The organism is Paenibacillus sp. PastF-3, from assembly GCF_029893135.1.
GTDB lineage: Bacteria > Bacillota > Bacilli > Paenibacillales > Paenibacillaceae > Paenibacillus_AQ > Paenibacillus_AQ nitricinens.
This window is the reverse complement of the sequence record NZ_JARXWM010000004.1, coordinates 132763-157620: the sequence shown is the minus strand read 5'-3', so window position 1 is coordinate 157620 and position 24858 is coordinate 132763. Positions and strand designations below refer to the sequence as shown.

At 43.5% G+C, this 24858-nt stretch carries 26 protein-coding genes and 1 tRNA gene; 15 read left to right on the top strand and 12 right to left on the bottom strand.

The window, feature by feature from the left end:
• The first annotated feature begins 11 nt into the window (after positions 1-11).
• The 3 genes from M2444_RS10290 to M2444_RS10280 are packed head-to-tail and all read left to right on the top strand — an operon-like array spanning position 12 to position 2651.
• Positions 12-833 carry an ABC transporter permease gene (locus tag M2444_RS10290; protein WP_094872305.1) on the top strand — a complete coding sequence of 274 codons (822 nt, stop codon included), beginning with the start codon at positions 12-14 and terminating at the stop codon, positions 831-833.
• The gene (locus M2444_RS10285; RefSeq protein ID WP_280786896.1) at positions 830-1612 is read left to right on the top strand and encodes an ABC transporter permease; all 783 of its coding nucleotides are present in this window, start codon (positions 830-832) and stop codon (positions 1610-1612) included. Before M2444_RS10290 ends, M2444_RS10285 begins: the two co-directional genes overlap by 4 nt.
• A gap of 22 nt (positions 1613-1634) precedes the next feature.
• A complete protein-coding gene (locus tag M2444_RS10280; protein WP_256989927.1) occupies positions 1635-2651 on the top strand; it encodes an ABC transporter ATP-binding protein in 1017 nt (338 codons plus the stop codon).
• Here the strand turns inward: M2444_RS10280 and M2444_RS10275 are convergent.
• Positions 2620-3189 carry a TetR/AcrR family transcriptional regulator gene (locus M2444_RS10275; protein WP_094876132.1) on the bottom strand — a complete coding sequence of 190 codons (570 nt, stop codon included), beginning with the start codon at positions 3187-3189 and terminating at the stop codon, positions 2620-2622. The genes M2444_RS10280 and M2444_RS10275 overlap by 32 nt on opposite strands.
• A 165-nt stretch (positions 3190-3354) precedes the next feature.
• Here M2444_RS10275 and M2444_RS10270 point away from each other — a divergent pair, with 165 nt between their 5' ends.
• From M2444_RS10270 to M2444_RS10260, 3 genes are all read left to right on the top strand, one after another.
• Positions 3355-4287: a ketopantoate reductase family protein gene (locus M2444_RS10270; RefSeq protein WP_094876131.1), complete on the top strand. Its 933-nt coding sequence runs from the start codon at positions 3355-3357 to the stop codon at positions 4285-4287.
• Between the two features lie 162 nt (positions 4288-4449).
• Positions 4450-5091 carry a histidine phosphatase family protein gene (locus M2444_RS10265; RefSeq protein WP_280786895.1) on the top strand — a complete coding sequence of 214 codons (642 nt, stop codon included), beginning with the start codon at positions 4450-4452 and terminating at the stop codon, positions 5089-5091.
• Between the two features lie 15 nt (positions 5092-5106).
• Complete coding sequence (locus M2444_RS10260) at positions 5107-5697, top strand: class I SAM-dependent methyltransferase (RefSeq protein ID WP_280786894.1); 591 nt, start codon at positions 5107-5109, stop codon at positions 5695-5697.
• A gap of 70 nt (positions 5698-5767) precedes the next feature.
• Here the strand turns inward: M2444_RS10260 and M2444_RS10255 are convergent, their stop codons facing one another.
• Positions 5768-5860: a YjcZ family sporulation protein gene (locus tag M2444_RS10255; RefSeq protein WP_218832587.1), complete on the bottom strand. Its 93-nt coding sequence runs from the start codon at positions 5858-5860 to the stop codon at positions 5768-5770.
• A gap of 111 nt (positions 5861-5971) precedes the next feature.
• Positions 5972-7375, bottom strand: coding sequence for an RsmB/NOP family class I SAM-dependent RNA methyltransferase (locus M2444_RS10250; RefSeq protein WP_280786893.1), 1404 nt, complete (start codon positions 7373-7375; stop codon positions 5972-5974).
• 157 nt (positions 7376-7532) lie between these two features.
• Between M2444_RS10250 and M2444_RS10245 the strand changes: the two genes are divergently transcribed.
• From M2444_RS10245 to M2444_RS10235, 3 genes are read left to right on the top strand one after another with little or no spacing between them, the layout of a single operon-like run.
• The gene (locus M2444_RS10245) at positions 7533-8669 is read left to right on the top strand and encodes a glycosyltransferase family 4 protein (RefSeq protein WP_094872315.1); all 1137 of its coding nucleotides are present in this window, start codon (positions 7533-7535) and stop codon (positions 8667-8669) included.
• 6 nt (positions 8670-8675) lie between these two features.
• Positions 8676-9986, top strand: a complete 1311-nt coding sequence (locus tag M2444_RS10240) for a metallophosphoesterase family protein (RefSeq protein WP_280786892.1) — start codon at positions 8676-8678, stop codon at positions 9984-9986.
• Complete coding sequence (locus M2444_RS10235) at positions 9976-13224, top strand: AAA family ATPase (RefSeq protein WP_280786891.1); 3249 nt, start codon at positions 9976-9978, stop codon at positions 13222-13224. Before M2444_RS10240 ends, M2444_RS10235 begins: the two co-directional genes overlap by 11 nt.
• Here M2444_RS10235 and M2444_RS10230 read toward each other — a convergent pair.
• On the bottom strand, positions 13211-14323 hold the full coding sequence (locus M2444_RS10230) for a YkvI family membrane protein (protein WP_094874797.1): 1113 nt from the start codon (positions 14321-14323) through the stop codon (positions 13211-13213). The genes M2444_RS10235 and M2444_RS10230 overlap by 14 nt on opposite strands.
• A 174-nt stretch (positions 14324-14497) precedes the next feature.
• Between M2444_RS10230 and M2444_RS10225 the strand changes: the two genes are divergently transcribed.
• The 3 genes from M2444_RS10225 to M2444_RS10215 all read left to right on the top strand — a co-directional run bounded on the left by M2444_RS10225 (position 14498) and on the right by M2444_RS10215 (position 15835).
• The gene (locus tag M2444_RS10225; protein WP_076283133.1) at positions 14498-15070 is read left to right on the top strand and encodes a xanthine phosphoribosyltransferase; all 573 of its coding nucleotides are present in this window, start codon (positions 14498-14500) and stop codon (positions 15068-15070) included.
• A 111-nt stretch (positions 15071-15181) separates the two neighbouring features.
• Positions 15182-15499, top strand: a complete 318-nt coding sequence (locus M2444_RS10220) for a hypothetical protein (RefSeq protein ID WP_036689410.1) — start codon at positions 15182-15184, stop codon at positions 15497-15499.
• Positions 15500-15616: 117 nt separating this feature from the next.
• Positions 15617-15835, top strand: coding sequence for a hypothetical protein (locus tag M2444_RS10215; protein WP_094876126.1), 219 nt, complete (start codon positions 15617-15619; stop codon positions 15833-15835).
• Between the two features lie 72 nt (positions 15836-15907).
• Here the strand turns inward: M2444_RS10215 and M2444_RS10210 are convergent, their stop codons facing one another.
• Positions 15908-16354 carry a YhjD family protein gene (locus tag M2444_RS10210; RefSeq protein ID WP_094874795.1) on the bottom strand — a complete coding sequence of 149 codons (447 nt, stop codon included), beginning with the start codon at positions 16352-16354 and terminating at the stop codon, positions 15908-15910.
• 187 nt (positions 16355-16541) lie between these two features.
• Between M2444_RS10210 and M2444_RS10205 the strand changes: the two genes are divergently transcribed.
• A tRNA-Leu gene (locus M2444_RS10205) sits at positions 16542-16625 on the top strand.
• 772 nt (positions 16626-17397) lie between these two features.
• On the opposite strand, the gene M2444_RS10200 is transcribed toward M2444_RS10205, so the two are convergent.
• Genes M2444_RS10200 through M2444_RS10185 form a run of 4 tightly spaced genes read right to left on the bottom strand, consistent with a single transcriptional unit; the run spans position 17398 to position 19910 of the window.
• The gene (locus M2444_RS10200) at positions 17398-17928 is read right to left on the bottom strand and encodes a hypothetical protein (RefSeq protein WP_094875039.1); all 531 of its coding nucleotides are present in this window, start codon (positions 17926-17928) and stop codon (positions 17398-17400) included.
• A gap of 40 nt (positions 17929-17968) precedes the next feature.
• On the bottom strand, positions 17969-18652 hold the full coding sequence (locus M2444_RS10195) for a hypothetical protein (RefSeq protein ID WP_094869449.1): 684 nt from the start codon (positions 18650-18652) through the stop codon (positions 17969-17971).
• Positions 18649-19542: an ABC transporter ATP-binding protein gene (locus M2444_RS10190; protein ID WP_280786890.1), complete on the bottom strand. Its 894-nt coding sequence runs from the start codon at positions 19540-19542 to the stop codon at positions 18649-18651. The genes M2444_RS10195 and M2444_RS10190 overlap by 4 nt, the downstream gene beginning before the upstream one ends.
• Complete coding sequence (locus M2444_RS10185; protein ID WP_280786889.1) at positions 19539-19910, bottom strand: GntR family transcriptional regulator; 372 nt, start codon at positions 19908-19910, stop codon at positions 19539-19541. Before M2444_RS10185 ends, M2444_RS10190 begins: the two co-directional genes overlap by 4 nt.
• Before the next feature lie 230 nt (positions 19911-20140).
• Between M2444_RS10185 and M2444_RS10180 the strand changes: the two genes are divergently transcribed.
• Entirely contained in the window at positions 20141-20950 is an 810-nt protein-coding gene (locus tag M2444_RS10180) for a class I SAM-dependent methyltransferase (protein ID WP_094875040.1), read from the top strand.
• Here the strand turns inward: M2444_RS10180 and M2444_RS10175 are convergent.
• From M2444_RS10175 to M2444_RS10165, 3 genes are all read right to left on the bottom strand, one after another.
• Positions 20942-21952: a S8 family peptidase gene (locus M2444_RS10175; protein WP_280786888.1), complete on the bottom strand. Its 1011-nt coding sequence runs from the start codon at positions 21950-21952 to the stop codon at positions 20942-20944. The two genes, M2444_RS10180 and M2444_RS10175, sit on opposite strands and share 9 nt — an antisense overlap.
• A gap of 323 nt (positions 21953-22275) precedes the next feature.
• Complete coding sequence (locus M2444_RS10170) at positions 22276-22824, bottom strand: hypothetical protein (protein WP_280786887.1); 549 nt, start codon at positions 22822-22824, stop codon at positions 22276-22278.
• Positions 22781-22921 (bottom strand): MerR family transcriptional regulator, encoded by a 141-nt coding sequence (locus M2444_RS10165; RefSeq protein WP_280786886.1) that lies wholly within the window; start codon positions 22919-22921, stop codon positions 22781-22783. Before M2444_RS10165 ends, M2444_RS10170 begins: the two co-directional genes overlap by 44 nt.
• Positions 22922-23814: 893 nt before the next feature.
• On the opposite strand from M2444_RS10165, the gene M2444_RS10160 reads away from it, so the two are divergent.
• Positions 23815-24852 (top strand): ABC transporter substrate-binding protein, encoded by a 1038-nt coding sequence (locus M2444_RS10160; RefSeq protein ID WP_280786885.1) that lies wholly within the window; start codon positions 23815-23817, stop codon positions 24850-24852.
• Positions 24853-24858: the final 6 nt, after the last annotated feature.

Here is a 24858-nt window from a genome sequence, read left to right as displayed (position 1 = left end):
GGATGTGACTTATGTTTGAGAAGATAAAGCACCGCTTTCACGTTATGAGAGCGGTTGCTTTTGTTACTTATAAGGAATGGAGTGCGTACAGAACGCATTCGATGGTTTCTATTTTTGTAGGCCCGGTATATTTTCTAGTGCAGTATTATATATGGAGCGCTGTTTATAGCGGAGAATCCTCTATTAATGGGATGTCGCTCTCTCAGATGCTCTCTTATTTTTGCGCCACGATGTTGATCAACTACTTGACCATGGATTTTGCCGATTGGAACTTACAAATGCTCATTCGCACCGGGAAGTTCATTACGTTCTCTTTAAGACCAATGAATCATATGTTCTATGCATTGTCTCAGAAGGCAGGGCATAGGGTACTTGGGCTTCTATTTGAATTTATACCCTGCTTTATGATCTTCTTCTTTATTTTTCATATTGATGTTATACCCGCAAATTTACTATACGCAATTCTTTCTATAGCGATGGCGTTCATGATGAATTTTTTCATTCATTATAGTATTGGAATGGTCGCCTTTTGGATGGTGCAATCCTCCAGTATTCGTAACTTTTTCAGTCTTTGTGAGGGGATATTCTCAGGATCACTGATTCCATTAGTCTTTTTCCCAAAATCCTTACAGATGGCTTCCTTTTTCTTACCGTTTCAATATACGACCTTTCTGCCTGCAATGGTCTATACTGGTAGCTATACTTTAGCTGATATAACCTTACCTATTCCTCAAGTTTTGTTGTTACAGTTCATAGCTGTTATTATTGCCGGAATAGTCTGCCGGGTGCTGTATGCGGTATCGCTTAAGCATTTTACGGGGGTGGGCGCATGAAACGTATGTATCTAATCTACAAAACTTGTATGAAGGCGAATATTGCTTCTGCGATCACCTATCGTGTTAATTTTATTCTTAATAGTTTGATCATGCTCATAGGGAATGTGTTGTTTCCCTTAGTAACGGTGTTCATCTATAATTCGAATGCTTCATTTGAAGGATGGACCTTTAAAGAGGCACTATTAATTCAATCTGTGTTTATTCTGTCTACGGCTTGTGCCGGGATTTTTTTTAACGGAATTATGTGGAATACGATGTCCCATGTAGTCGAGGGTACGCTGGAAGTGGTATTAATTAAACCGACCTCGAGCTTATTTTTACTGTTGGCTAGATCTTTTGAATTCGAAAGTATCGGGCTTTTGGGTGGTGGGGTAATTATGTTCGCGTACGCTCTTAGTGGAATCGAAGGGGTGACTTTCAGCTCTTGGTTATTATTCCTGTTGTTGTTTGGAGCTGGGCTGCTGGTCATGTTCGGCGTGGCGCTTATCGTTGCAGCGATTTCCTTCAAATGGGTGGCGAATTCCCGCTTGCCGGAGATGTTTGAAAGTATTAAGTCTTTTGGGCGGTATCCAGGGACGATTTTCCCTAAAGCAGTCGTAGCCGTAAGTTCTTTTCTATTTCCGGTTTCCATGATTGCTTACTTTCCAGCATCTACTCTGATTGGACGATGGGATGCTTATTTTTTTATAGCGATTATCCCTTGTGTGTTATTTGCTGCCTTCGGAATTTGGCTCTATACGTACATGCTTCGTAGTTACAAAAGTGCCGGAGGATGAATTTGTATGAAGGAGAATTACATTGGACATTATTACCGTCAAAAACTTAACTAAGCAATATGAAACCTATCACCGTGGACAAGATGCAAAAAGCGTATTTAAAAGTCTGTTTCACCGTGAAAAATCGATAATTACCTCTGTAGAGGATCTTTCGTTCAGTGTTGGAAAAGGAGAGATCATTGGCATTCTAGGTCCAAACGGTGCGGGGAAATCAACGACGATTAAAATGCTGACAGGCGTTCTCTATCCCACATCGGGAGAAATAAATGTTCTTGGGTACAACCCTCATAAGCAGAAAAATCAATATGTAAAACAAATCGGGGTATTGTTCGGACAGAAATCGCAGTTAATTTGGGACATTCCTCCTTTGGATAGCTTTTATATGAACAAGGAAATATATGATATTCCCATGAATGATTTTCGTACAAGACTAGACCGGTTTGTAAGTATGTTCGAAATTGGCGATATTATCACTAAACCTACGCGAACCCTCTCTCTGGGGGAACGAATGAAATGTGAGTTTATTATGGCCATGCTTCATTCTCCGCCAGTGGTTTTTTTGGATGAGCCGACGATCGGGCTGGATGTTATAGCTAAACAAAGAATCAGAGAATTCATTAAGCAAATGAATCAGGAAGGCACCACATTTATTCTAACGACACATGATTTGGAAGACGTTGAGCGTTTGGTGCAAAGAGTACTAATTATTCATCAAGGTAAAAAAGTTTATGACGATAAGTTCTCCGAACTTCGACTTCATCTGGGCGCTAAAAAAGTGGTCAGGCTTTCTGCAGCTACAACGATTGGAGATATTGACCTGCCTGGGACTCTGATATCGGATAGAATATCGGATTACGAAGTGGAATTAGAAATCGATACTGAGCAGTGTAAAATGGGTGAGTTTCTTCATATTCTTAGCGAAAAGGTAGAGATTCTTGATATATCCATTAAGGAAATCCCGATTGAAAAGATTATTAGCTCTATTTATGAGATAGACAATGACAGTCTCAAGACTGAGTACGGATCATCTGCAGATTAAGTTCAAGCATGGACCATAACTTTTCGGTGATCTCTTTTGCAGAACAAGGATTGTTATGAGTAAACCACCATTCAATTACGCCGACAGTCGCCGAACTCAAAAATTGCACGGATATATCCTTACTTAACTCATCTAGGTTTAAATTGTTTTCTAAGAATTGTAATTTGATCTGATTATTTATCATATCTTGTAATTGGTTTCTAAAGGAGAGCAGCGTTTTGTTTCTTAATAAAGTCTTATAAAAGAGAGCATTCTCCTCCAATTGTTCCAGCGTGCGGAGTAATGATGACTTAGAGGGATTAGGTTCGGTTTCATCCTCCACTGCGGAGCAGCTTTCGATTAGTTGTTGGAGCTGAGCCGCCAGGCATTTATCCATCAGATCGTATTTATCCGCATAATGGGAATAAATCGTTCCGCGGTTTACATCAGCGCGCTCTGCGATTTCGTTAATTGTTATTTTTTCAAAATCTTTTTCAGCCATCAGTTGAATGAATGCATTCATGATGGCTGTTTGGTTTTTTTTAATTCTTCTATCCATGGTAATACTCCCTTTTTATTAAACAATATGTTGTGATCTGTTGAAAAACCAACAAAACCGATAAATCTAGCGATTGATACATACTGGAGATGTGCTAATCTGATTTTATCGAACAGTTGATTGTAAATCAACAAATGTCTAAAAAGGGATAGAGGGGTTACTATTATGAGAGTATTAGTTTTTGGAGCGGGAGTTTTAGGCAGCTATCTTGCGCATGTCCTAGTGCGTGGGGGAAACGATGTTACGGTGCTTGCCAGAGGGAAGCGTGCGGAACAATTGACGAAAGACGGACTTGTACTTCGTCATTATTTTCAATATAAAAACACTGTTGATGCTGTAAAAGTCATCTCTGAGCTTCAAACGGATGATCGCTATGATCTAATTTTTGTTGTTATGAAATACAATGATTTTCCAGCCGTCTTACCTACTTTAGCTAATAATCAGAGTCTGAATATAATTCTTGTGGGGAATAATGGCGATGCCCATGGGATGCAACAAGATTTACAGGAAATGAGCAATGTGAGGAAAAATATAGTCTTCGGATTTCAGCTTAGTGCAGGAATTCGTGAAGCTAGCGGTCGCGTTATCAAAATACACGCAGGAGGGCAAATGGTACTTGGCAGTCTAGACGGTGAGATTCCAATAAAGCCTTTACTGGAAAATGCGTTTAACAATGTTAAGTATAAGCTAACTTATCATGAGGATATGGATGCTTGGCTTAAAAGCCATATCGTGCCGATCGTGGCATTAAACTCTCTTAGTTATCTTCATGACGGGGATTTGAAAAAAGTATCCAAGGACAAAAAGTTATTAAAACAAGCTATTTCAGTCATGGATGAGGGATTTCAGATCATGGAGGCATTAGGGTATACGATCACGCCTGCAGGTCAAGTTAACGTTATTCGAAAACATAAACAGGCTGTATACTATGGCCTAAAAATCATTCATAAATTACCGTTTATGAAATTAGTAGATGGTTCTTTCAGCGAAATTGTTGCGATGTTTGATTCGTTCGATATTTTGAAGCAACAAGCAAAGGTTGCGACGCCCCATTGGGATCAACTTCAAAAACAAGCGATCTCGAAGTATAATGGATAGTCTATACGAATTGGCAGTAGGAATAAATACTCAGCTTAAAGGGCTACCGATGAGACGGTGGCTTTTTTAGCTGGGAGGATAGAAATGTTTAGCAAAAATGGAGGATTAATAAAGTGTGTTATGGAAATGTATAACAATCTTTGATCTGGAGGTATACATTCAATGGCTATATATTTTATGAGGCATGGAATAGATGATGAGGGCTTTCGTGGGGGGTGGAGTCAACGCGGACTTGTAGTAGAGGGATATAGACAAGCTGAACGGCTTGGTTGTTATCTTAAAGAGAATCAATCGAACTTAAACATCACTCGTATCCTTAGCAGTGATTTGCAACGTGCATTAGATACAGCAAATGAGATCGCCCGAGAGCTTAGCTTGCCTGTTGAAAGCAGTTCAAATTGGAGAGAAACAAACAATGGTGTAATCGCTGGAATGCCCCATGAAATCGCAAATGAACGATACCCGGGTCTTTATTTCTCGGCTTTAAGAATGGATGAAAGATTTCCAGGAGGAGAAAGTCCTCAGGAGTTTTTTACGCGAATAAGTTCAAGTCTCTCAAATTTATGTATTGAACTGGAGAGTACTGATCCAAATGAAAATGTAATTGTGGTCACTCATGGTGGCGTAATCAATGTTATATACCATATTTTAAAAGGGCTAACATGGACGAATAAGAATGCCCATTTCCCGACTTCATATACTAGTATTCATAAAATAGAGTATCAAGTAGATAAGTGGTTAGTTACAGCTGAAAATCTTACGGAACATATATCAAGTGATCAGGCTGCTGGTATGGGCAATTGATAGGGAGGTACAGATATGGGATTATTGAATACGCTGATCGATCAAGCTAAGAACCCGAGAGGGTTTGTGGGGAATATCATGATCAAGATCATGAACCAGGCGCATACTAGCATAACAGCGTGGGGGCTTAAAAAAATTCAGATTATAAACAACGCACCTATTCTGGACATAGGCTGTGGTGGCGGTCAAACTATACATATGCTTTCAAACCAAAATAAACATCAGGAAATCTACGGAATAGATTATTCACAACAAGCTGTGGAGACATCCATTCAAAAAAACAATAAGGCTGTAGCTGCGGGTAGGGTAAAGATTAGTCGGGGAGACGTATCAGCGTTACCATTCAACGATGGATTTTTCGGGACGATTACGGCTATTCAAACGCATTATTTCTGGCCCGATCTTGAACATGATATAAGTGAAGTATTTAGGGTGCTGAAGGCAGGCGGAACGTTTGTTATGATTTCCGAAATCTATAAAATCAATTATCACATGAAAAAATATACAAAAAATGATGAGATCGATCAGTTATTTCGGCAATTCGGCTTTCAAACGGTGAATATTCACGAGAACAATAAATGGAGATGCTATATCGGAAAGAAATAAAGCGGCCGCACCGCCCTAAAAAGGACGACACAGCCGCTTTAATTTCACCGTCTATTTAGTCGGGTTGGTATTAAACGAACAACGAACGGGAGATGATTACAAGCAAGATAAAAAGTACCAAGATCGCACCAGTCGAAGTGAAGCCTCCTCCAAATTCACCCATGATATATTCCTCCTTAACGTATGACTTATTCTCATTGCTGCAGCGGGTGTCGCAGCTTTCTGAGATAATGACATCATATGCCAAAGTGGACTAGATGAACTGGTCAATGGCCTATTGCTCGTCAATATGGGCTTTTAAGATGCGGAGTCCTTTAGGAAGATGATTCTTAAGTTGGCCTGCACTCGCTTTGCCCCAACTAATTGGCAAACCATCTAAAGTTACAAGTGTCCAACCATGTAATTCCACGGGCACAGGTAAGCTTTCGCCCCATAGCCAAGCATGAATTTCCAGCCCCCCACTACTGAGATCAAAACTACGAGTTACTTGTGTGTGTTGAATCGCCATTGCAAGGGCGTGAGCAGGCTCAATCCGATTTTTCTTCAAATGGGCAATATGTAGCCCGGCTCGTGGAATACGCAAACCATCCAGCAGCCCCGTATGGAGGTTGCCTTTAAAGGATTCAGGCAGCAAATAAAGGGATTCTCCGAACAGCAGAGGGACGCCTTGATATGAGAAACCAGGCAGTTCTACCGCTGCCCAGTCTTGGAATAACTGATACGCATCGCGAACGGAAGAATTAATTTTTAGGTTGCTTTTGCCTCGACGTTTATTGGTGCTGCGTTTGGCATCATCATTAACGTCGTTTTCGATGACACTTTGTTTACGTAGGAGTGCAACAAAGTGGCCTTCGCCTTTTTCTAAATGTGGCCAAAGGCGCTTGTGGGCAAGAAGTTCCATATCGGGGTATCGATCCGTCATTCGGGAAATGGTCTCTTCATTCTCTTGGCGGTTAAAGGTACAAGTAGAGTAGGCTAGAGTCCCCCCAGGCTTAAGCATCAGGTAGGCGTCTTGCAGAATGTCCCATTGTCTCGCTGCACACATAACCACATGATCAGGAGACCACTCTTGAACGGCTTTTGGGTCTTTTCGGAACATGCCTTCTCCTGAGCAAGGTGCGTCTAACATAATTCGATCAAAAACTTGCGGGAAGCGCGAAGACAGCTGTTCTGGCGTTGCACAGGTTACGAGGGTATTCATTATGCCTAAACGTTCTACGTTCTCTGCAAGGATTTTTGCGCGCTCTGGATGAATTTCATTAGAGATTAAGAGGCCTTGTCCTTGCATTAAACCAGCGATATGCGTAGTTTTACCCCCAGGGGCTGCTGCAAGGTCGAGAACGGTTTCACCGGGTTTAGGTGCCAGCATTTCAGCTGCGGACATTGCGGAAGGCTCCTGAATATAATATAGTCCAGCAGCATGGTAAGGGTGTCGACCTGGGCGAGCGGGTTCTTCATAATAATAACCATCAGGGCACCATGGGATAGGTTTTAAATCAAATTGTGAGACTGTGCGCTCTACTGCGACTTGACCTGCATCAGAGATACTTTTCAGTGGATTAAAACGAAGTCCCTGCGTTCGTGGTGCTGAATAACTTTCTAGAAAAGCATTTGCCTCTTCCCCCAGCATTTCTTGTATATATGCGGTGTAAGAGGCAGGCAGCTGTTCTTCCTTCATAGTTCATTCTCCTTTTTCTTAGTTGCTGTTTCATGTTTATACCGATAAAATCAAGGTATGGGGAACGTAATCGTACCTGAAATTCTACATATACACAACTATATCATAATTGCCAAGTCTTACTGTACGTAAGGCAATTGTAAAGGGGATGTACCATATGAATTTGCTGCAAGCGCTCTTCTTCCCGCCGGAGCAACCCGGTGGTGTATCATCCATGATCCCTTATCTTCAGGAGAGGTTCCGTTCAAGCCGCTGGGAAATGGATTTGTTTTGGTTACCTAAGCGGATTCGCAACAAGGGACATGAAGAAGTCATATTCGAGACCTTTGATTGGACCCAGTTTGGGGAAAGTCAGATCGTTCAGAAATATATTCAGACCTATCGTGATTATCTATGGTGGACTAAACTGCGAATGAGCAAGGCCTATGATCTAATCCATTCCCATCATCCAATTGCTGGTTTAGCGATGAAAAAAATATTTCCAGATACTCCGTTAATTCAAACCTTACACTCGAGTTATGAGCGAGAGCTGATTCTTAATGGAGCTATTTCTGAGGGTGGGCTTGAGCATCAGTTTCTTGTTTCGCTTTATCGTGAACTTGAGCATGTTAGTGATCGCTTAATGACCGTGTCACAAGCTTTTGCAGAGTATGTGGCACCTTATATTCTAGATCCTTCTAATATAGGAGTAATACCGAATGGTTTTGATGAAAAAAGGTTTAAGCCAGTTCCGCATGACAATGCTGTACCGCAGCTAGTAACTGTGACGCGCCTAGTTCCAGCCAAAGGCATTGATACTTTACTTAAGGCCTGTGCTGAGCTTAAAGATCGCGGCCATGAGTATGTCCTGCATATTATTGGTGATGGGCCTTCCCGTACGGATTTGGAAAATATGGCTAAACAATTAGGGATTTATAATGAAACGATTTTTTATGGATACACCCTTCATCCAGAAGAATTTATGCCATTCTTTGATATTTTCGTGCTGCCTTCTCGGGCCGAAGCCTTCGGATCGGTGTTTGCAGAAGCGGCGCTTAGCTGCCTGGCTTTAGTGGGGACGAATGTCGGCGGGATACCAGAGCAGATTGAAGATGGTGTGAATGGTCTGCTGGTCAGTCCGGATGATGAGATTGCTCTTGCTGACGCTTTAGAGAAGGTGATCTCCGATCCGGCTTATCGTTACGAGCTTTCTCGTTCAGCTTGGGATAAAGCGAAAAGCTTGTATTCGCTGACTCGTGTCGCGAATGAACTTAAAAAAACATACTTACAGTATCCCTCAGGAACGAAAGGGTGAGCAGCTATGATTCCATTTCGATTTCTACATGCTGCTGACTTACATCTGGATAGCCGTTTTGCTGGGCTGGCGCATATTTCGCCAGCCATTCGTTCTTATTTACGTGAGTCAACCTTCGCCGCCCTCGGGCGGCTTGTCCGCGTTGCCATCCAAGAGAACGTTGATTTTATTGTCATCAGTGGAGATGTGTACGATGTTTCTGACGCTTCCTTACAGGGTCAGCTACGATTTCAGGAAGCACTCAAGGAACTGGGTCAGCAAGGAATACACGTGTTTCTGATCCATGGCAACCATGATCCACTTGACGGATTGCGTCTGACTACAGAAATGCCAAAGCATGTTACCGTGTTTGGAGGAGAGAAGCCAGATCTCGCTACGGCTTACCGACGAAAAGATGGACAAGAAGTGGCTATTGTTAGTGGAATCTCCTATCCGACAGCGAAAGTTACGGACAACACTGCAGTGACCTTTTCTCGAAAGCCTGGCAGCCTTCTGTTTCATATTGCTATGCTGCATGGGAATGTAGACGGTGATTTGCTGCACGAGACGTATTCTCCATGCAGTCGTAGGGACCTTATCGAACGGGGGTTTGATTATTGGGCACTTGGACATATCCATAAACGAAGTGTATTGCATGAGAAACCAGCGATTGTGTATCCAGGCAATATACAAGGGCGCAGCATCAAGGAAACCGGAGCAAAAGGTTGTTATGTTGTGGATGTTGATGAAGCTGGAAGTACACTGTTAGAGTTTCATGAGCTTGATTATGTTCGCTGGCAGGTACGGGATCTGTCCATTGAGGGATTGAGTAATGAAGCAGAATGGATACAAAGGGTAGAGCAGGTGATTGACGATATCAGAGAGGAACTCCCGGAGCTGATGTCAGTGGTCAGACTTCGTCTGATCGGACGGGGGGACGTACATAAAGTATTAGCAGAAAAAGGAGCGGCAGAGGATCTGCTGTCTGAACTCCAGCGCCGTGAGACGATTCGGGCGGAACGTAAGGATTATAAGGGACTTGTCTGGGTGGAAGGATTTGCTGTAGAGTCCGGGTTAGCTATTGACCGGGAAAGGTTATTAGAGGAGGATAGCTTTCTTGGAGAAATGCTGCGAATTACAGAGCGTACGGAACATTCAGCAGAAGCGCTTGAAGAATTAATAAACAGTGCGCTTAAGCCGCTCATGGAGAATCAGGAGCTGCGACTGCTACTCTCGGTGACAAGTCAAGAGGAGAAGTTAAGTTGGCTTCGTAGTGCAGCGGAACAGGGGATTACCCTGCTCGGTGGAATGGAGGGTGCTCCCGAAGATGAGAATTGAACATTTGCAAATCCATGGCTTCGGACGTTTGTATAACCGAGAGATTGATCTATCGGAAGGAGTTACTATACTCTATGGACGGAATGAAGCAGGAAAAAGCACTACGTTACAGTTTATTCGTTCCATGCTGTTCGGAATTCCAAGTCGTGGTAACCCTACGGAGAGATATGAACCTATGCAAGGCGGATTACATGGGGGAATACTAAAGGCACGTGATAGTAATGGTGCCCTGTGGACCATTCGTCGCCATATAGCTGGTGGTGAGGGCTCAGGAAGAAATGAGAAGCTGAACATCACGGTTAACCATCCGAATGGAACCACGCAAGAGCTAGGGCAAGCTGAAATGGAGCGGTTTCTGCTTGGTGGTATCTCTCGGAGCATGTTCCATCAATTGTTCGCGGTTTCTCTCGATGAGCTGCAGGAGCTTGCTGCGCTTCAATCAGAAGAGATGGGCAGCTTTCTCTTTCACGCGGGTATGGGCGGTGGAGGAACGATCATGCGGGCGGAACGTCGATTGGTACAGGAAGCTGAGAAGCTGTATAAACCTCGGGGCAAGCTGCAGGAAGCTGCTAAAATCGTTCAGGCTATTGAGAAACTAGAGCGCCAGATGGCGGAGAGCCGCTCTTATCTTCCGCGCTATAACGGTAATATAGCTGCCTTAAAGGTTACGGAATCTGAGCTGGATCAACTGGAACAACAACGTAAGCTTACTGGAGACAAGCTTGTGATGCTTCGCAAAGCTCAGGATGTTCGTGAATTGTGGTTAAAATGGAGCGATGCGCAGCTCGAACTGCAGGACCTGCCAGTGATTACAACCTTTCCTGAAGATGGAGCGATTCGCTATCAGGCACTTGAAGGTGAGATTCGGAATGCCCAGGGAGCAGTAACTCGTGATGAACGTCTGCAAAGTGAGCTTACGGCTGAGCTGGCGCAGAATCCGCCGGATTCGTTGTTAACAGCGCAAGGGCCTGCCCTGGAGCGGCTGGACCGTCATCGGAGCAGCTATGAGAACCTGCGAGCGGAAAGACAGCGGCTAGAAGGTGAATTGACCGCGCTGAAAGAGCATTTGCAGCGAATTCTGCGAGGGATTGATGCCAGCTGGAGCGCGGCAGAGCTGACTTCATTTTCGGGTGCAGCGGCGGATCGTGAAGCTGGACGGAGGTTTGCGGCAGCGTTCGCGAGTTATGATCGCCGCATGGAAGCGGAGGGCGCAGCGCGGCAGACGCTTCGATCCCGCTTGGCCGCTGCCTCAGCTTCGCTGCAGGCAGCGGAACGGGCGCTGGCGCGTGAACACGCCACCGGCGCCGAATCCTTTGCGCAGCTGGCTCCGCGCAGCGCTAGAGAATTGCTGCAGCTGTGGGACGAGCTGCAGCAGGCGGCCGAGCGCTGGCGCGAAGCGCAGCTCAGCGCAGGGCCGCAGCGCGGCCCCGGCGCCGGAAGTGACGGCCCTGGCGCGCAGCGCATGGCCGCGCTCTACCGGCGCCTGCTGTGGGCTGGGGCAGCACTAACCGTGCTGCTGCCCACAGCGCTGTGGCTGACCGGTGCACCGCCGGTCAGCGCCGTGCTTGCGATCGGCCTGCTTGGTGCGGCCGATCTGGCCCTTTGGGCCGGCCTCAGCGGAGCGCGCCGGCCGGAAGCATCCCCGCCAGGGCATGGCGGGGATGTGGGCACTGCCGCAGCCGAGATGCTGCGGCTGCGGGGGCAGCTGCTCTCCGGTGCAGAGCCGGAGAGCACTATGCCGCCGGGCCGGCGATCGGCCGCCCCGGGGTCCAGCCCTGACGCAGGCGGGCTGGAGGCCTCCATGAGGGAGCTTCGCAGGCTCATGGAGGCTTGGTCAGCTTGGCGGCAGCGCATTGAACGCTATGCCGCCGAGCGGGATGCCTGCCGCACAGAGCTGGAGACGCTGGCAGCGCAAGAGAAGGTGCTCGAGGAAGAAATGAGCCGAGCGGAGCTGGCTTTCACGCAAACCGCTGAGCAATATGAAGAATGGCTGCGTGAGCGCAGATTGCCCGAAGGCTTGTCCCCGGAAGGGCTGACGGATATCTTCGCTATGGTGGAGCAGGGGAACGAACTGCTGCGCCAAGAGCATAAGCTCTCTTTACGACTGAAGGAGCTTGAAGAGGAGTGTACTGTGTTCGAGGAGGAACTGCTTGCTCTTATTCATGACTCAGGTACCGATCCTCTGGACGAGTCTGGCGTGGCGGCAACTAGCTTTGAGATGGATCCGCAGGATGGACAGCGACGATCTGCACTAACTTTACTAAGTTGGCTGGAACTTCGAAAAAGAGCTTGGGATGAGCTGAAAAAGGATCTGATTCGGCGGGAAGGTATTCATTCCCGGTTACAAGAACTACTGGAAGAGCTTAAAGAGAGCCATAGGGTATTAGATGAACTTAGAGAACAGCGTGACCAATTGCTACATGAAGGCGGAGCAATTGGTGGTGAGGATTTCCTACGCAGATCGGCTGGTGTACAGCGGCGTAGTGAGCTGAATAAATCCATTCGCCAGTGGGAGCTTGCTATGTTTGGAGGCTGGGAGGAAGAGCGAGTTACCGCTCTGCAAGTATTATTAGCTCATCATGATGCCTCAGCACTCCAGAAAGAGCGAACAGCAGCAGAAGAGCTAGCTGAACGGGAGGAAGAAATGTGGAACACCCTGCTGGAGCAACGAGGGAAGCTGCTACAGGAAAGGGAGTATTTGAAAGAACGCTGTATGGAGGACTCTGTTATTCAGCAATTGGAAGAGCAGAGAGCTGCTCTGCGAATCGTGGCTGATAAGTATGCGGTAGCTGCATTAACTGCTGAATTAATTGGAAGAACCCGCCGTATTTATGAACAGGAGAAGCAACCGCAGGTACTTTTGCTTGCATCTGACTATTTCTCCAAGCTGACCGAAGGGGAATACAAGAGAGTAGTTATAACTCTAGGTCATAAAGAACTAAAAGCGGAACACAAAGATGCTGGACTGCTGGACAGCGGTCTGCTCAGCCGTGGGACGGCAGAACAGTTGTACCTTTCCATCCGCTTGGCACTTGCTGAGACGATGTCTCGGCAAGTAACGCTGCCACTGCTGTTCGATGATCTATTCGTCAATTTTGACGACGCTCGTCTTCATGCTGCGCTTTCACTGCTTGGTGAACTGTCGGTCTCCCGCCAGATTGTGATGATGACCTGTCACAAGCATGTGGCGGAAGCGGCAGCACGAATCATTCCAACAGCAGCAGTTATTTCCGTGTAACTGGTTTTATGGATACAAGGCTGTTCCCTTTTCCGTTCGAACCCGATGAGGAATCGCTACGTGGTGGGGTAGACCATGGCGTACGTAGTAGCATGACAGCCCAGACCATCGACAAAGCTCCGAAGATCGGGTAGAAGATGGAGAGAAGTGAGCTAAAGCCAAACTGGCTCAGTAAATAACAGACCAACATTAGAATCGGCGTAATTAATGTGGGTTTAACAGGAATTCGTTGTTTAAGCTGCATAGTAACACCATAAATGTCGGCTACAAACGTACTGAAGATCTCACAAAAGATCAGAAGCAAATATATAGTTTGTACTACAGTACCCAACCGGATAGCTATGTTGCCCATAGGGATTTCAAATTGGAGAATACCCGGCATCTGTGAGCTCATCGCGAAATGTGCGGCGATCAACATAAAGCCGATTCCGGCACCACCAATAATACCGCCCCAGACAAGCGATTTTTCTTCATCAGTATGTCGCGCCATGGGCACTAATACGGCTTGAGCCATACCTAAATTGAAGGCGGTGTAGAGCAGCGGCGACATCCAAGCGCCAAATATAGTCCGATCTGTTTCTAGGAATAAGAACCGCTGAGCTCCTGGAATTTGAAAGGTATTAAAAATAATGATGAGTGACAGCGTAAGCATTAATGGGACGATCAGACTGTTCATTTGCAGAATACCGGAAATTCCCCGTTTAAGCAGAAAATAAGAACCAACCAGCGTCAGTATTAGCCCTGTTTGATAATGAAGTCCAAGATGCTCTTGAAATATAGCGCCCGCGCCTGCAAGCATAATACTGTTGACACCGATTAAGATGACCATCGTGAACAAACTAATGGTGCTTCCGACTTGGTCGCCGAAGAGGTGTCGGTTAAAGTCTTCATAAGACTCTGCTTCTATGCGCCGAGCGATGACCATCATTTTCGTACCCAGCCATATGAACAGTATAGTAGAGAGCAGGATGGTCAGGACTGCCCAGTGTCCGTAACGAGTGAAGAATTTTAATATTTCTTGTCCGGTGGCGAATCCGGCTCCTACAATGGTGCCAATGTAAGTGAATGCGATCTGTAATGTTCGGACATGTGATTTCATGGCTCCCCTCCTAATAGTTTTAAGAACAAAAGAAAAATCATAATGCGTGCTATGCAGGATTGCCTTGTGTACTCTGTATAGTACAGGTTATGATGAGGATCAGTAGGACATGACTTCCGTGATTCATTTGTACGGAACGTCTGCGATTATAAAGGGTATTGGAGGTTCAAAGTCATGGAAGTGTTGAAACAGCGGATTTTGGAGGAAGGTGTCGTCGTTTCAGATGAAGTGCTGAAGCTGGATGCACTGTTGAATCATCAGGTAGATCCACAGCTTACGATGGAAATGGGACGGGAGTTTGCCGGGAGGTTTGCGGACTGCGGAATTACACGTATTGTGACCGTGGAATCCTCGGGCATTGCCGTGGCATTTGCCACCGCATATGAGTTAAAGGTGCCGTTAGTTTTTGCACGTCGCAAAAAAACACTGTTAGCAGATCCGGACGCACTTTGTGAAAGAGTTCCTTCTTTTACGAAAGGTATTGTCACCGACATTATGTTGTCTCGGCAATTCATCTCTCCAGAGGATAAAATCCTCTTTATCGATGATATCATTGCTAATGGTGATGCTGCACGTGGATTGATTAAGATCATCGAGCGCTCTGGCGCTGAGCTGGTAGGTCTTGGCGTTGTAGTGGAAAAAAGCTTTCAGGCTGGAGCTCGGACAATCAAAGAACAAGGCATCCGACTGGAGTCACTCGTAAGAATTACTTCTCTGAGTGGTGGCACCATTGAATTTGGGGAATAACCCGTTTTAGAGATAAGAACAGGCCTAAACAGGCCTATTTTTCAAACAACTGCTTTTCACCCTATAGATTTTCCTTTATAATAAAATCAGACATAGGGAGGAGGCGTCACAATGGGGAAAGAACCGGTGACTGAGCAATTTTTTATTGATAAATTAACCGAGGCCAAGGATCACTTCGAGCGTGCGCTGGATTGCAAACACACGGAATTCGACGATCTGTATCCCTATATGATTGAACATCCTCAGTTTTTTTGGTACAAACGCTATGTAGCTTGGTCAGAGCTTCTGACAATTAAAGGTTTATGTGAGGAACTTTCCTTCCCTTGGAGGGAGAAATTCACTACAAACCAAGTGGAGTATCTGGAGCAACGTGTGATGTCCGCTAAAGTTCTTGATTTCTGGTTCGAGAAGAATGAAGCGCTGATATAAGAATGCTTTAGTAGACATGCAATTGGTCAATTACTTATACGAGGCCCAGATGATTTTTCATTTGGGTCTTTTTTCTTAATGAAAATAGGATAAGCTATACAGAGGGAGGGATTCATGATGATTAGCGATGAACAATTGGATGCGTACCGAATTTCCGGCGAGAAAATTCGTGTGGTCCGGGATGGCATAGAAAGTAACGATGTAAAAGGGATTGTTCTGGCTTGGGATGATTCGCAGGTAATGATACGTCGTCAGAATAGACGAGTAGTAAAGCTAGATCGGAATTATTTATTCCAACCCTTCAGCGAACCAAGGAAAGAACTTGATAATATATAGTTTCCGCAGCAGAACAGCTCCTTACCCAAATTGGGTGGGGGCTGTTCTGCTAACATCTATGCCTCTGACGGATTATATACTTAGAGCTAGCTGGGTGTCACTTTCTTCTCTGGAGAGTATAGAGAGCTCTGTGGACAGTCCCAGATATGCACGCATTCGCAGCATCATCTCTCTACGGAATCCTGGCCATAATATATTCAGTTCACCTTGATATCCTCTACAGGAGTACAAGGCCTCAACTCCTCGTTGATCTTGGCGAACGGTTGTGATCTTCAGATCATGCGAACTCAATTCGCGCGTAACCTCTTGGAGCATTAATGAGGTTTTCTTAGTGGCACCAGACACGAGCTCCATATAAAGCTGAGGGGTCTTAAACAGGCCGCTCTTGCTGATTACACGGCAGTCACGCTCGAAAACTTTATGAATAAACGTTAGCAGCAAATAGCTTCTGACAAGGGACAGTTCTTCTTTAGTAATATCTTCATCAACAATGGATGTCTTTAACTTCGTAGTCGCCATTATAAATCACCTCATTTATATTATGCGAACTTTTGTTCTCATTATACCTTATAATCGGAAGTAAAAGCAATAATTATCCATAAAATAATGATCGACAAGAAAATCTATAAAATATATTGACGCTTTAATCTCAGCATGATATGATATTTCTTGTGACCGCAAGATTGATATGTAGTCATTACGATGTGCGGTCGTGGCGGAATTGGCAGACGCGCACGGTTCAGGTCCGTGTGGTAGCAATACCGTGGAGGTTCGAGTCCTCTCGACCGCATCACTAGAAACTCCCTTGAGAAATCAAGGGAGTTTCTTTTTTGTGAATATAAGGTTGACTAACCAGTAACCCTAGATAAGGGAATAACATTTTCATTCTGGATGGAGCCTAGGTTCATAAGAGTTTTGTATAATACAGTGAACATACAGGTATATAAATAGGTATGTATCTGAGGGAAAGTCAGGGAGCATTGGAGTTGGATTTATTAAAGGAGAATTCAAGATTATAGGGAATTTCTCCCTATAATTATTAGAATTCAGTTATTTTCAATGAGTATAAGGAATTACTCCCTATAAATTCGGATAAAACCCCAAATACGATAAAATCCAATGAATTAAAGGGAGGAATTCCCTATATCCATCGATTTATGGACAAAAGCGTAAATTTAAAGGGAGGAATTCCCTATATCCGTGATTGAGACTGAGAAAAAGTAGAAAGTGAGGCATATATGCACCAGAATTGCCCCCGGAAATTCCCATAGTCGCCTCAGCCTACAAAATTACATTTATAAATAATACGGGGGTGGCTAACACCTTGATTTCTGCAAATTTGCATTAATTCTTACTTCAGAAGAAATCTTCGAGCCATCCGTGAGGATATACCTGTACATTCTCAGTTTTTGAACTTAATGAGGAAGATATCATGTACAAAAAGCTGATCATTTGCAGGCTTTCTCTAGTTCGGTGAAGGGTATGGGTGAATAAAGGTATATCATTTTGATTCTGAGATGTGAGCGGATGGTTCATGAAAGTTCTGATGATCATGGTATGACTTAGCTTAATAAATATCGAATTAACCCTAATAAAGCGAAGGCGAACAAAACTGTCCCAGCACCAATGCCTGTAATTGCACTGTTTGCGACCTTAAGTTTTTTAGATATGAACAGTGATACGATAGAGATTGCAACAAGAAGTGCTGCTAAAAGGTATAAACTGAAATCGTTAAACACACTTTTTAAGCCAATAAAATGAATCCCTACTATAAAAGAAATCCAAGGAGCAACGTAATCATTATACTTACATTTCATCAATATAGAAGCGCCAGCGCCAGCCAAAAATAATTCAACATAGACAGAAATTAGATAATTATCAAAAGAGGTCTTGTCATTTAATACGGAGGGAGCATCCCAGTTCGTCACACTTAAATAGACACCAATCAAGCAGATGAGAAGGGATACACCAGAAGCTACGCCAATATATTTTCGCCAGCTGGATCTGGGATTTTCTTGTGCCCAACCAAACCAACTAAAACTAAACATACCGAATATAGAAGCATACATGGCGTAATCCCTCACATAATCCATACAGTACCTCCTATAATGTTTAGATATTCGAGGCAGTGCCTTATACTGTAGACTTCCGAAGCATCCAAAACGATAAGAGTGCATACAAGACCGTCAAAGGCATGCTCCACAAGGCAATTTCAAATGCGGTATGGCTAACGAACCAATTAAATAGATCTCCCCACCAGTGATAATACGTCATTAACAATCCAGCGACGCTGTACACAATAAACATGACTGCTGCGAAAATGAATAGGCCACTTCTGCCGAATCTGCGGAAGATGCTGGAGATAACAAATCCCCAATAAAACATATGCAACATGATCACGAAATAGATCCACAGCTGCTCTAGGACAGTACCGTCATTCAAGTATGGCATATGAAAATAATGTAGCTGCACACCCCATCCAGGTGTTAATTTGGTTTCTACAATAGATAGCAGGAACAGAAGAAGTGAGAAGCCGGCACTTGTTATAACGGCCATTAAGGAGGTGCCGAAGAAATAATCTGTCCTCCGTATGCTTAAGCCCAAGGCAAAGGGGAAGGTCTGAACCAAAATGATGATACCTATGACAAACATATAAATAAAGATAGAGACTAGGCCACCGGTATACATTGGTTCTTGCATGAAACAAGCTATGACGAGATTGACGAGAAAACTGGACAATAATATGATCCAAGGCATAAATAACCAAAACCATTTATCCTTGTAGTGCATTTTTAATATCCCTGTCATATGGTTCATTGTGCTGCCACTTCCTTTCCTTGAGATCTTCTATTTGTGAGATGAACAATTAACTGTTGTAAAGAGATAGGGGAGATCTCCAGACCTAGCATCTCAGCGCGTGTTAGATCTGTTGAGTTTAAGCCAATAACAGTGGCAGAAAGTAATCCGCCAAAGGATTCACGAGAGATAACCTCTTTACCGGAGATTAAATCTTCCACCTTCGCAGTCGCACCGATCACCTTAGCGGCTCGCCCGCGAAGCGCTTCAGCGTCCTCATTGATAATCAGCTTACCGTTGTCGATAACAATGACATGCTCTAACAGCTGGCTTACCTCATCAATTAAATGGGTAGACAAGACAACTGTTCGTGGATATTCTGAATAATCCTCAATTAATCGATTGTAAAACAGGCTTCTAGCCACAGCATCCAGACCTAAATAGGGCTCGTCAAATATAGTTAGGGGAGCTCGGCTAGCTAGACCTACTACAATACCCACCGCCGAGAGCATACCTCTGGACAGCTTCTTTATTCTTCTTTTTAAGGGTAGATTGAAGTCTCTGATTAAAGAGTGGGCATAGTCCCGATCAAAGTTAGGGAAAAATAACGCAGAAACCTCTAGAACATCGATAATACGGTACGTATCTGGGTACTTTTGGCTTTCCTTAATGAAGCAAATCTGATTGAGTACGCGGTTATTCTCGTAGGGATGTTCCCCGAACACCTTCAGATCACCACTTGTAGCAAATAACTGTGCTGTAATCATGTGCATGATTGTTGTTTTCCCCGCACCATTTCTGCCAAGCAGACCATAGATTTTGTTCTTTTCTAAAGAAAAATTAATGTCTTGGATGACGGTTACCTTTCCGTACGACTTGGTCAGTCCCTTGATCTCAACGACTTCATTCATGACCGATTATCTCCCCTCTGAATCATCTTCGTTAATTGATCCAACGTAATTCCTAATTTCTCTGCTTCACGGATCATAGTTACAACATATTGCTCATAAAATTGTTCTTTTCTCTTTTCCATCAATACTGTGCGCGCTCCAGAAGCTACAAACATGCCGATACCTCGCTTTTTGTATAAAATTCCTTGGTCGACAAGCAAATTCACACCTTTCGCAGCCGTAGCCGGATTGATCTGGTAAAAAATAGCAAATTGATTTGTAGAAGGAACCTTTGATTCCTCCAGGAGTGTTTCTTCGATGATGTCATTTTCTATGCGTTCGGCGATCTGCATAAATATTGGTCGAGTATCATCCATTAAGCTTCCCATGTATTCACCGCCATGTTCATTGGTTAGTTAGTTATGTAATTAACCATATATGTAATGGACTTATTTGTCAATCATTTCTATGTGGATTTTTTGATCCTTTGAGCCCAAATCCAGCGAATTGCCGTATCAGCATAAATAAAAGGCAGTTCGGTCAAACCGAACTGCCTTTTATTTTAGTTGGATGTCTGCTATGATTTTGTCCTATTAGAAAACAAGAGAAGGGTGAACCTATGAATGGATATGGTCCGGATTTATTTAAAGGTACGGCAGTGTACTATTCAGAATATCGGCCGCAGTATCCTTCATCCCTTATTCGGTACTTAATTCAGAAGTTTTCGCTTAACGGAGAAGGCCGTCTGCTTGATTTAGGGTGTGGTACGGGTCAGCTGGGACTAAGATTTAGTGATTGGTTTGAAGAAATGATAGGTGTAGATACGGAAAGTGAAATGTTGGAAGAGGCTAATCGTCTATCAACACTCCATAGGGTAGATAACGTTAGTTGGATACTTGGTAGAGCAGAAGAGTTGCAGAACGACTGGGGTTCCTTCCGTCTTACCATCCTGGCCAAAGCCTTTCATTGGATGGATAGGACAGCCCTTCTTGAAATTCTACATCATAGTTTGATCGATAATGGTGGATTAGCGATTATTGATACTTTTAATGTAGGGCATGAGCCATTATCTTGGCAGCTTAAGGTAAATGAAGTAGTAAAACGCTGGTTAGGTAACGAAAGAATAGCAGGAGACAGCATCTATACTCATCCTAAAGAAAGACATGAGGATATTGTTGCGCGATCTAGTTTTAAGGATGTGGAAAGATTGATTTTACCGAGTTATTCAGTGACATGGACGGTGGATTCTATTCTTGGAAATTTGTATTCCACATCCTATGCTTCAAAGCGTTTATTTGGAGATCACTTAGAACAATTTGAAGCGGATTTGAAATCTTCTTTATTAGAAATTGAGCCTATGGGTAAATTTACTGAAGTGTTGTCAGTTTCTGTTATCACAGCTTTAAAGAAGGAAGCAAAATCACAATAAGAATCTCGCATTAATCTCACCAGAGCCAGCTGTGTTAGGTTTTAGTTTAAGAGAGAATATGTTCTTTTTCAGTATGCATTTTACTTGCTTAGGGGATAGAGATGGATTTCTCTGCAACAATTGAGCGATCACACCGGAGACTATTGGAGTTGAGACGCTGGTACCGGACAGTACAAAATAATTTTTAGCGATCCGCAAGTAAGGAAGCTCGCGATCTAGCTTGGAGTGAGGCGCACGAAGAGAAATAATGGTCTCGCCAGGAGCTACGAGGTCTGGTTTCTTTCGCCCTCCAGGTGCAGGTCCGCGGCTTGAATATGAAGTAATCCGGTCGTCCTTTTGTGTGAGTGTGCGGCGATCATCCACTGCACCTACGGTAATTGCAGAAGGACTAATACCAGGAGATTCTATCGTCCTGCGTCCAGGGCCGCTATTTCCAGCTGCAATCACAATAGTGAGTCCAGCCTTTATTGCTTTTTCTACGGCTTGGCACAGCGGATCGTCAGAACAAGGTGAATTTACCGTACCCCCTAATGACATCGAAAGGATACGTAGTTTTAGTCGCTTTCGATTCGCAATACACCACTCGATTCCTTTAATAATCGTGGAGTCATATCCGTCACCATTTTTATCGAGTACTTTAACACCGACGATCCCTGCCTCTGGAGCAGGGCTTTTGTATTTTCCTTTGCTCATCCATCCGTTGCCTGCCGCATCGCCTGCGATATGTGTTCCATGACCGTTATCGTCGTAGGGAAGTTTTCTGTGATTGATAAAATCTTTAAAAGCTACGATACGGTTACAGGGCTGAATCAGATCAGGGTGTCTATACACTCCTGTGTCAAGAATGGCAATGTTGATTCCTTTTCCGGTAAGTCCCTGTTTCTTTTGGACGGATGTAGAACCGATGGATGGTGTCGCTATATAAAGTGATGTTTTTTTAATTCCGTCTACATAGATTTTATCGATTCCATGCCAACTGCACATCTGTTTCAGACAGTTCATCGAAACTCGTGATGATACAGAATTTAGTATAGGAAGATGATGTTTGATAGGAAAGTCGTGTGATTCTAGATGTTTTTGTAATGACTTCAGCTGTGCCGGGGTCATTTTTTGTTTGAATTTAATAATGATAGGGATTTTAGCGGATGTACCGCGACGGACTTGGGAGTGTTGAATTCTTTTTCTTAGCGCCCTATGGATTCTTGAATTGTATTGCTCTAGCCACAATTGTCGGCTCATTTATTAATGGATCACCTCACAAGTGCATTATATGCACCACTGATCCAGTGGGTACGAATCTACGAATCTACGAAACTAGGAATAGATCATGCAGATTTTAACAATACTTGAATCTCATAAACCCACTGAAACATTCCGGTGAAAATTACTGACTGGATGACGAATGGAATTTCCGTATATTCGGCTTTAGCATACGCAGTGATATTCTGCATCGTTTCCATTCTCTGCTGCTCTGAGCAATAACCATTGAGATAAGTTCCTTTTGGTAAATCAAAAGCAAATGCATCTTTTGGCTCATCTCCAAGCTGTTGATGCAATGCATTCTGCAGTTGATGGAAACTTTCGAGGCTGGGTTTCTGTAGTGACGGAATTTTGACGATTGCTCTTTGTCCCGAGACTTTGGTTGAAAAATGGGTAGAGGATAGGGGAACATCAGATAAATAAGCATGGTTTTCGTATTGTTCTCGTAAAATTCCAAGTTGTAATTTCGTCTTTTTGAGCTGCTTAATTTCCTGTTCTATTTCCTCCTCCTTTGTTTTTAGAAAACTAATCATATAATCAAGATTATCATTCGTAAAAACATCTTTAATCTTATGAAGTGGCATATTCTTTTTTTTTGCAGAAGTTAATGACATCCAGATAAATTAGCTCTTTATCTGAATAATAGCGATAACCAGAGGAGGGATCTACTTTTGCAGGCTTCAGCAGGTCGATTCGGTCATAATGCCGCAAGGTCTCGATAGTTGTGTATCAGAACTGATAGCGGTAGCCATTAGAATAGTTACATTGGTTGGTGTGGTTTGTACTGTAATACTGATTATTTTTAAATCTCCCTTTATTTCTCTTTTTGTAAAAGACAATCTTCAGGTCATGAATACATCCAGTGAGATCATCACATTTTATAGCTTTAATTTTATCTTTGTGGGGGCCAATATTATTATTAATGCTCTGTATACAGCTATTAACATCCTAGAACATCCGCGATTTTGGCGATTTTACGATATGTCTTGTTGATAGGGAATTTCTTTATCCTTCCTTTAATATTGGGTAATATCGGCTTATGGCTTTCTTTATGTAGTGGCAGAAATAATCTGCGTCGTGGTAAGCTATGTTTGTTTGAACAAGACAAAGCAAAAGTGGAGTATCAACTAGTTATTCAGAGTGAAGAAGAGAGCAATAGATGATCCTTGAATTACCGTATCATGCAGGAGAGCGACTAGTGTTACGTTCCTCCTGCTGCCTCTATTATTGCCTTGAGGATGGCGAGAAGTGTTATGTATGTCCAAGGCTAACGGAAGAAGAACGAGAAGAGAAATAAGTGAAGATTCACTCCATTCTATAATTAAATATTTAGGTTTATTATGCATATTGACCACGTCCTTTAGATGTGGTTTTTTTGTTAATTTAAAAAAGTGAAAATTTCATTCAATACTGAATTCCTATTTATCTACAAGAAAGGTTGTCCTTTTTAATTGGGATGTTTAAGGCGTTTTTGCTGGTTTAAAATTTAAATAAAATTCTTGACACTTCCCAATGATAACCATTATCATAGGAATGGTAGATGAAAATGAAAATCATTATCACTACATGAAACGTATAATTATACATACTCGGAGGGATAGATTTTGAAGAAATTATTAGTACTTCTGGTGGTTGCAGCGCTTACTGCAATGACTGCATGTTCGTCCACCAATACAGCGGACAATCAAACCAAGAATGAAGCTGTAACGAATACAGCTGCTAATGAAACGAAAGAAGCAAATGCAGCGAATGCAACAGAAGCAGCGAAAACAGCGGATGCTGGAAAGGTGTACAGTCTGGAGAATGATGGTGTAGATGAAGCATTGTTCAATGAAGCATTAAGCCAGTTTCCAGCCACAGCTCCACAGCGAATTGTAACTACATCTGTCCCATTAACAGAAATGCTCTATTTGCTTGGAATCACACCAGTTGGGGTGCCAACCTCCACCAATCCAATCCCTGCTGACTTTGAATCGATAGATAAAATTGGCTCGCCAATGGCACCGGATCTTGAAGTAGTAACAAAGCTTGAGCCAGACTTGCTGCTGGGGGCAGAATCGCTTCGAAGCACGCTGGATAAGACACTGGAAGGCATGGACTTGCAAAAAGCATATCTACGCACAGAATCCTTTGAGGATTTAAAGCTTAGCCTTAAAGTATTAGGCACTTATTTTAATAAAAAAGATGAAATGAATACGGCTTTGAGTAAGATTTTGGATAAAGAGAATGAGCTAAGCAAATTAGCCGAAGGAAAAGAACTGCCGAGCGTGATGCTCGTTATTGGAACCGCTGATTCCTTCATGGTTATGAGTGAGAAATCTTATCTGGGTAGCTTGGTTAAGAAGCTTGGCGCTGATAATATCGCTACTTCTGTACTTAAAGTTACAGATACTTACTCTCCTATAAACATGGAAAACGTCGTAGCCGCTGATCCTGACGTTATTCTCGTATTGGCTTCAGGTGACCACGGAGCGACCAAGGACAAAGTTAAAAAAGAAATAGAGAAAAATGAAACTTGGACGAAGCTGTCCGCTTATAAAAACGACAAAATCCAGATTTTAGATTACAGTGTGTTCGGTGTAACTTCGATCATTAACGCAGAAACAGCCCTAACTGAAATCGCAAAATACTTCTATGAATAATTAAAG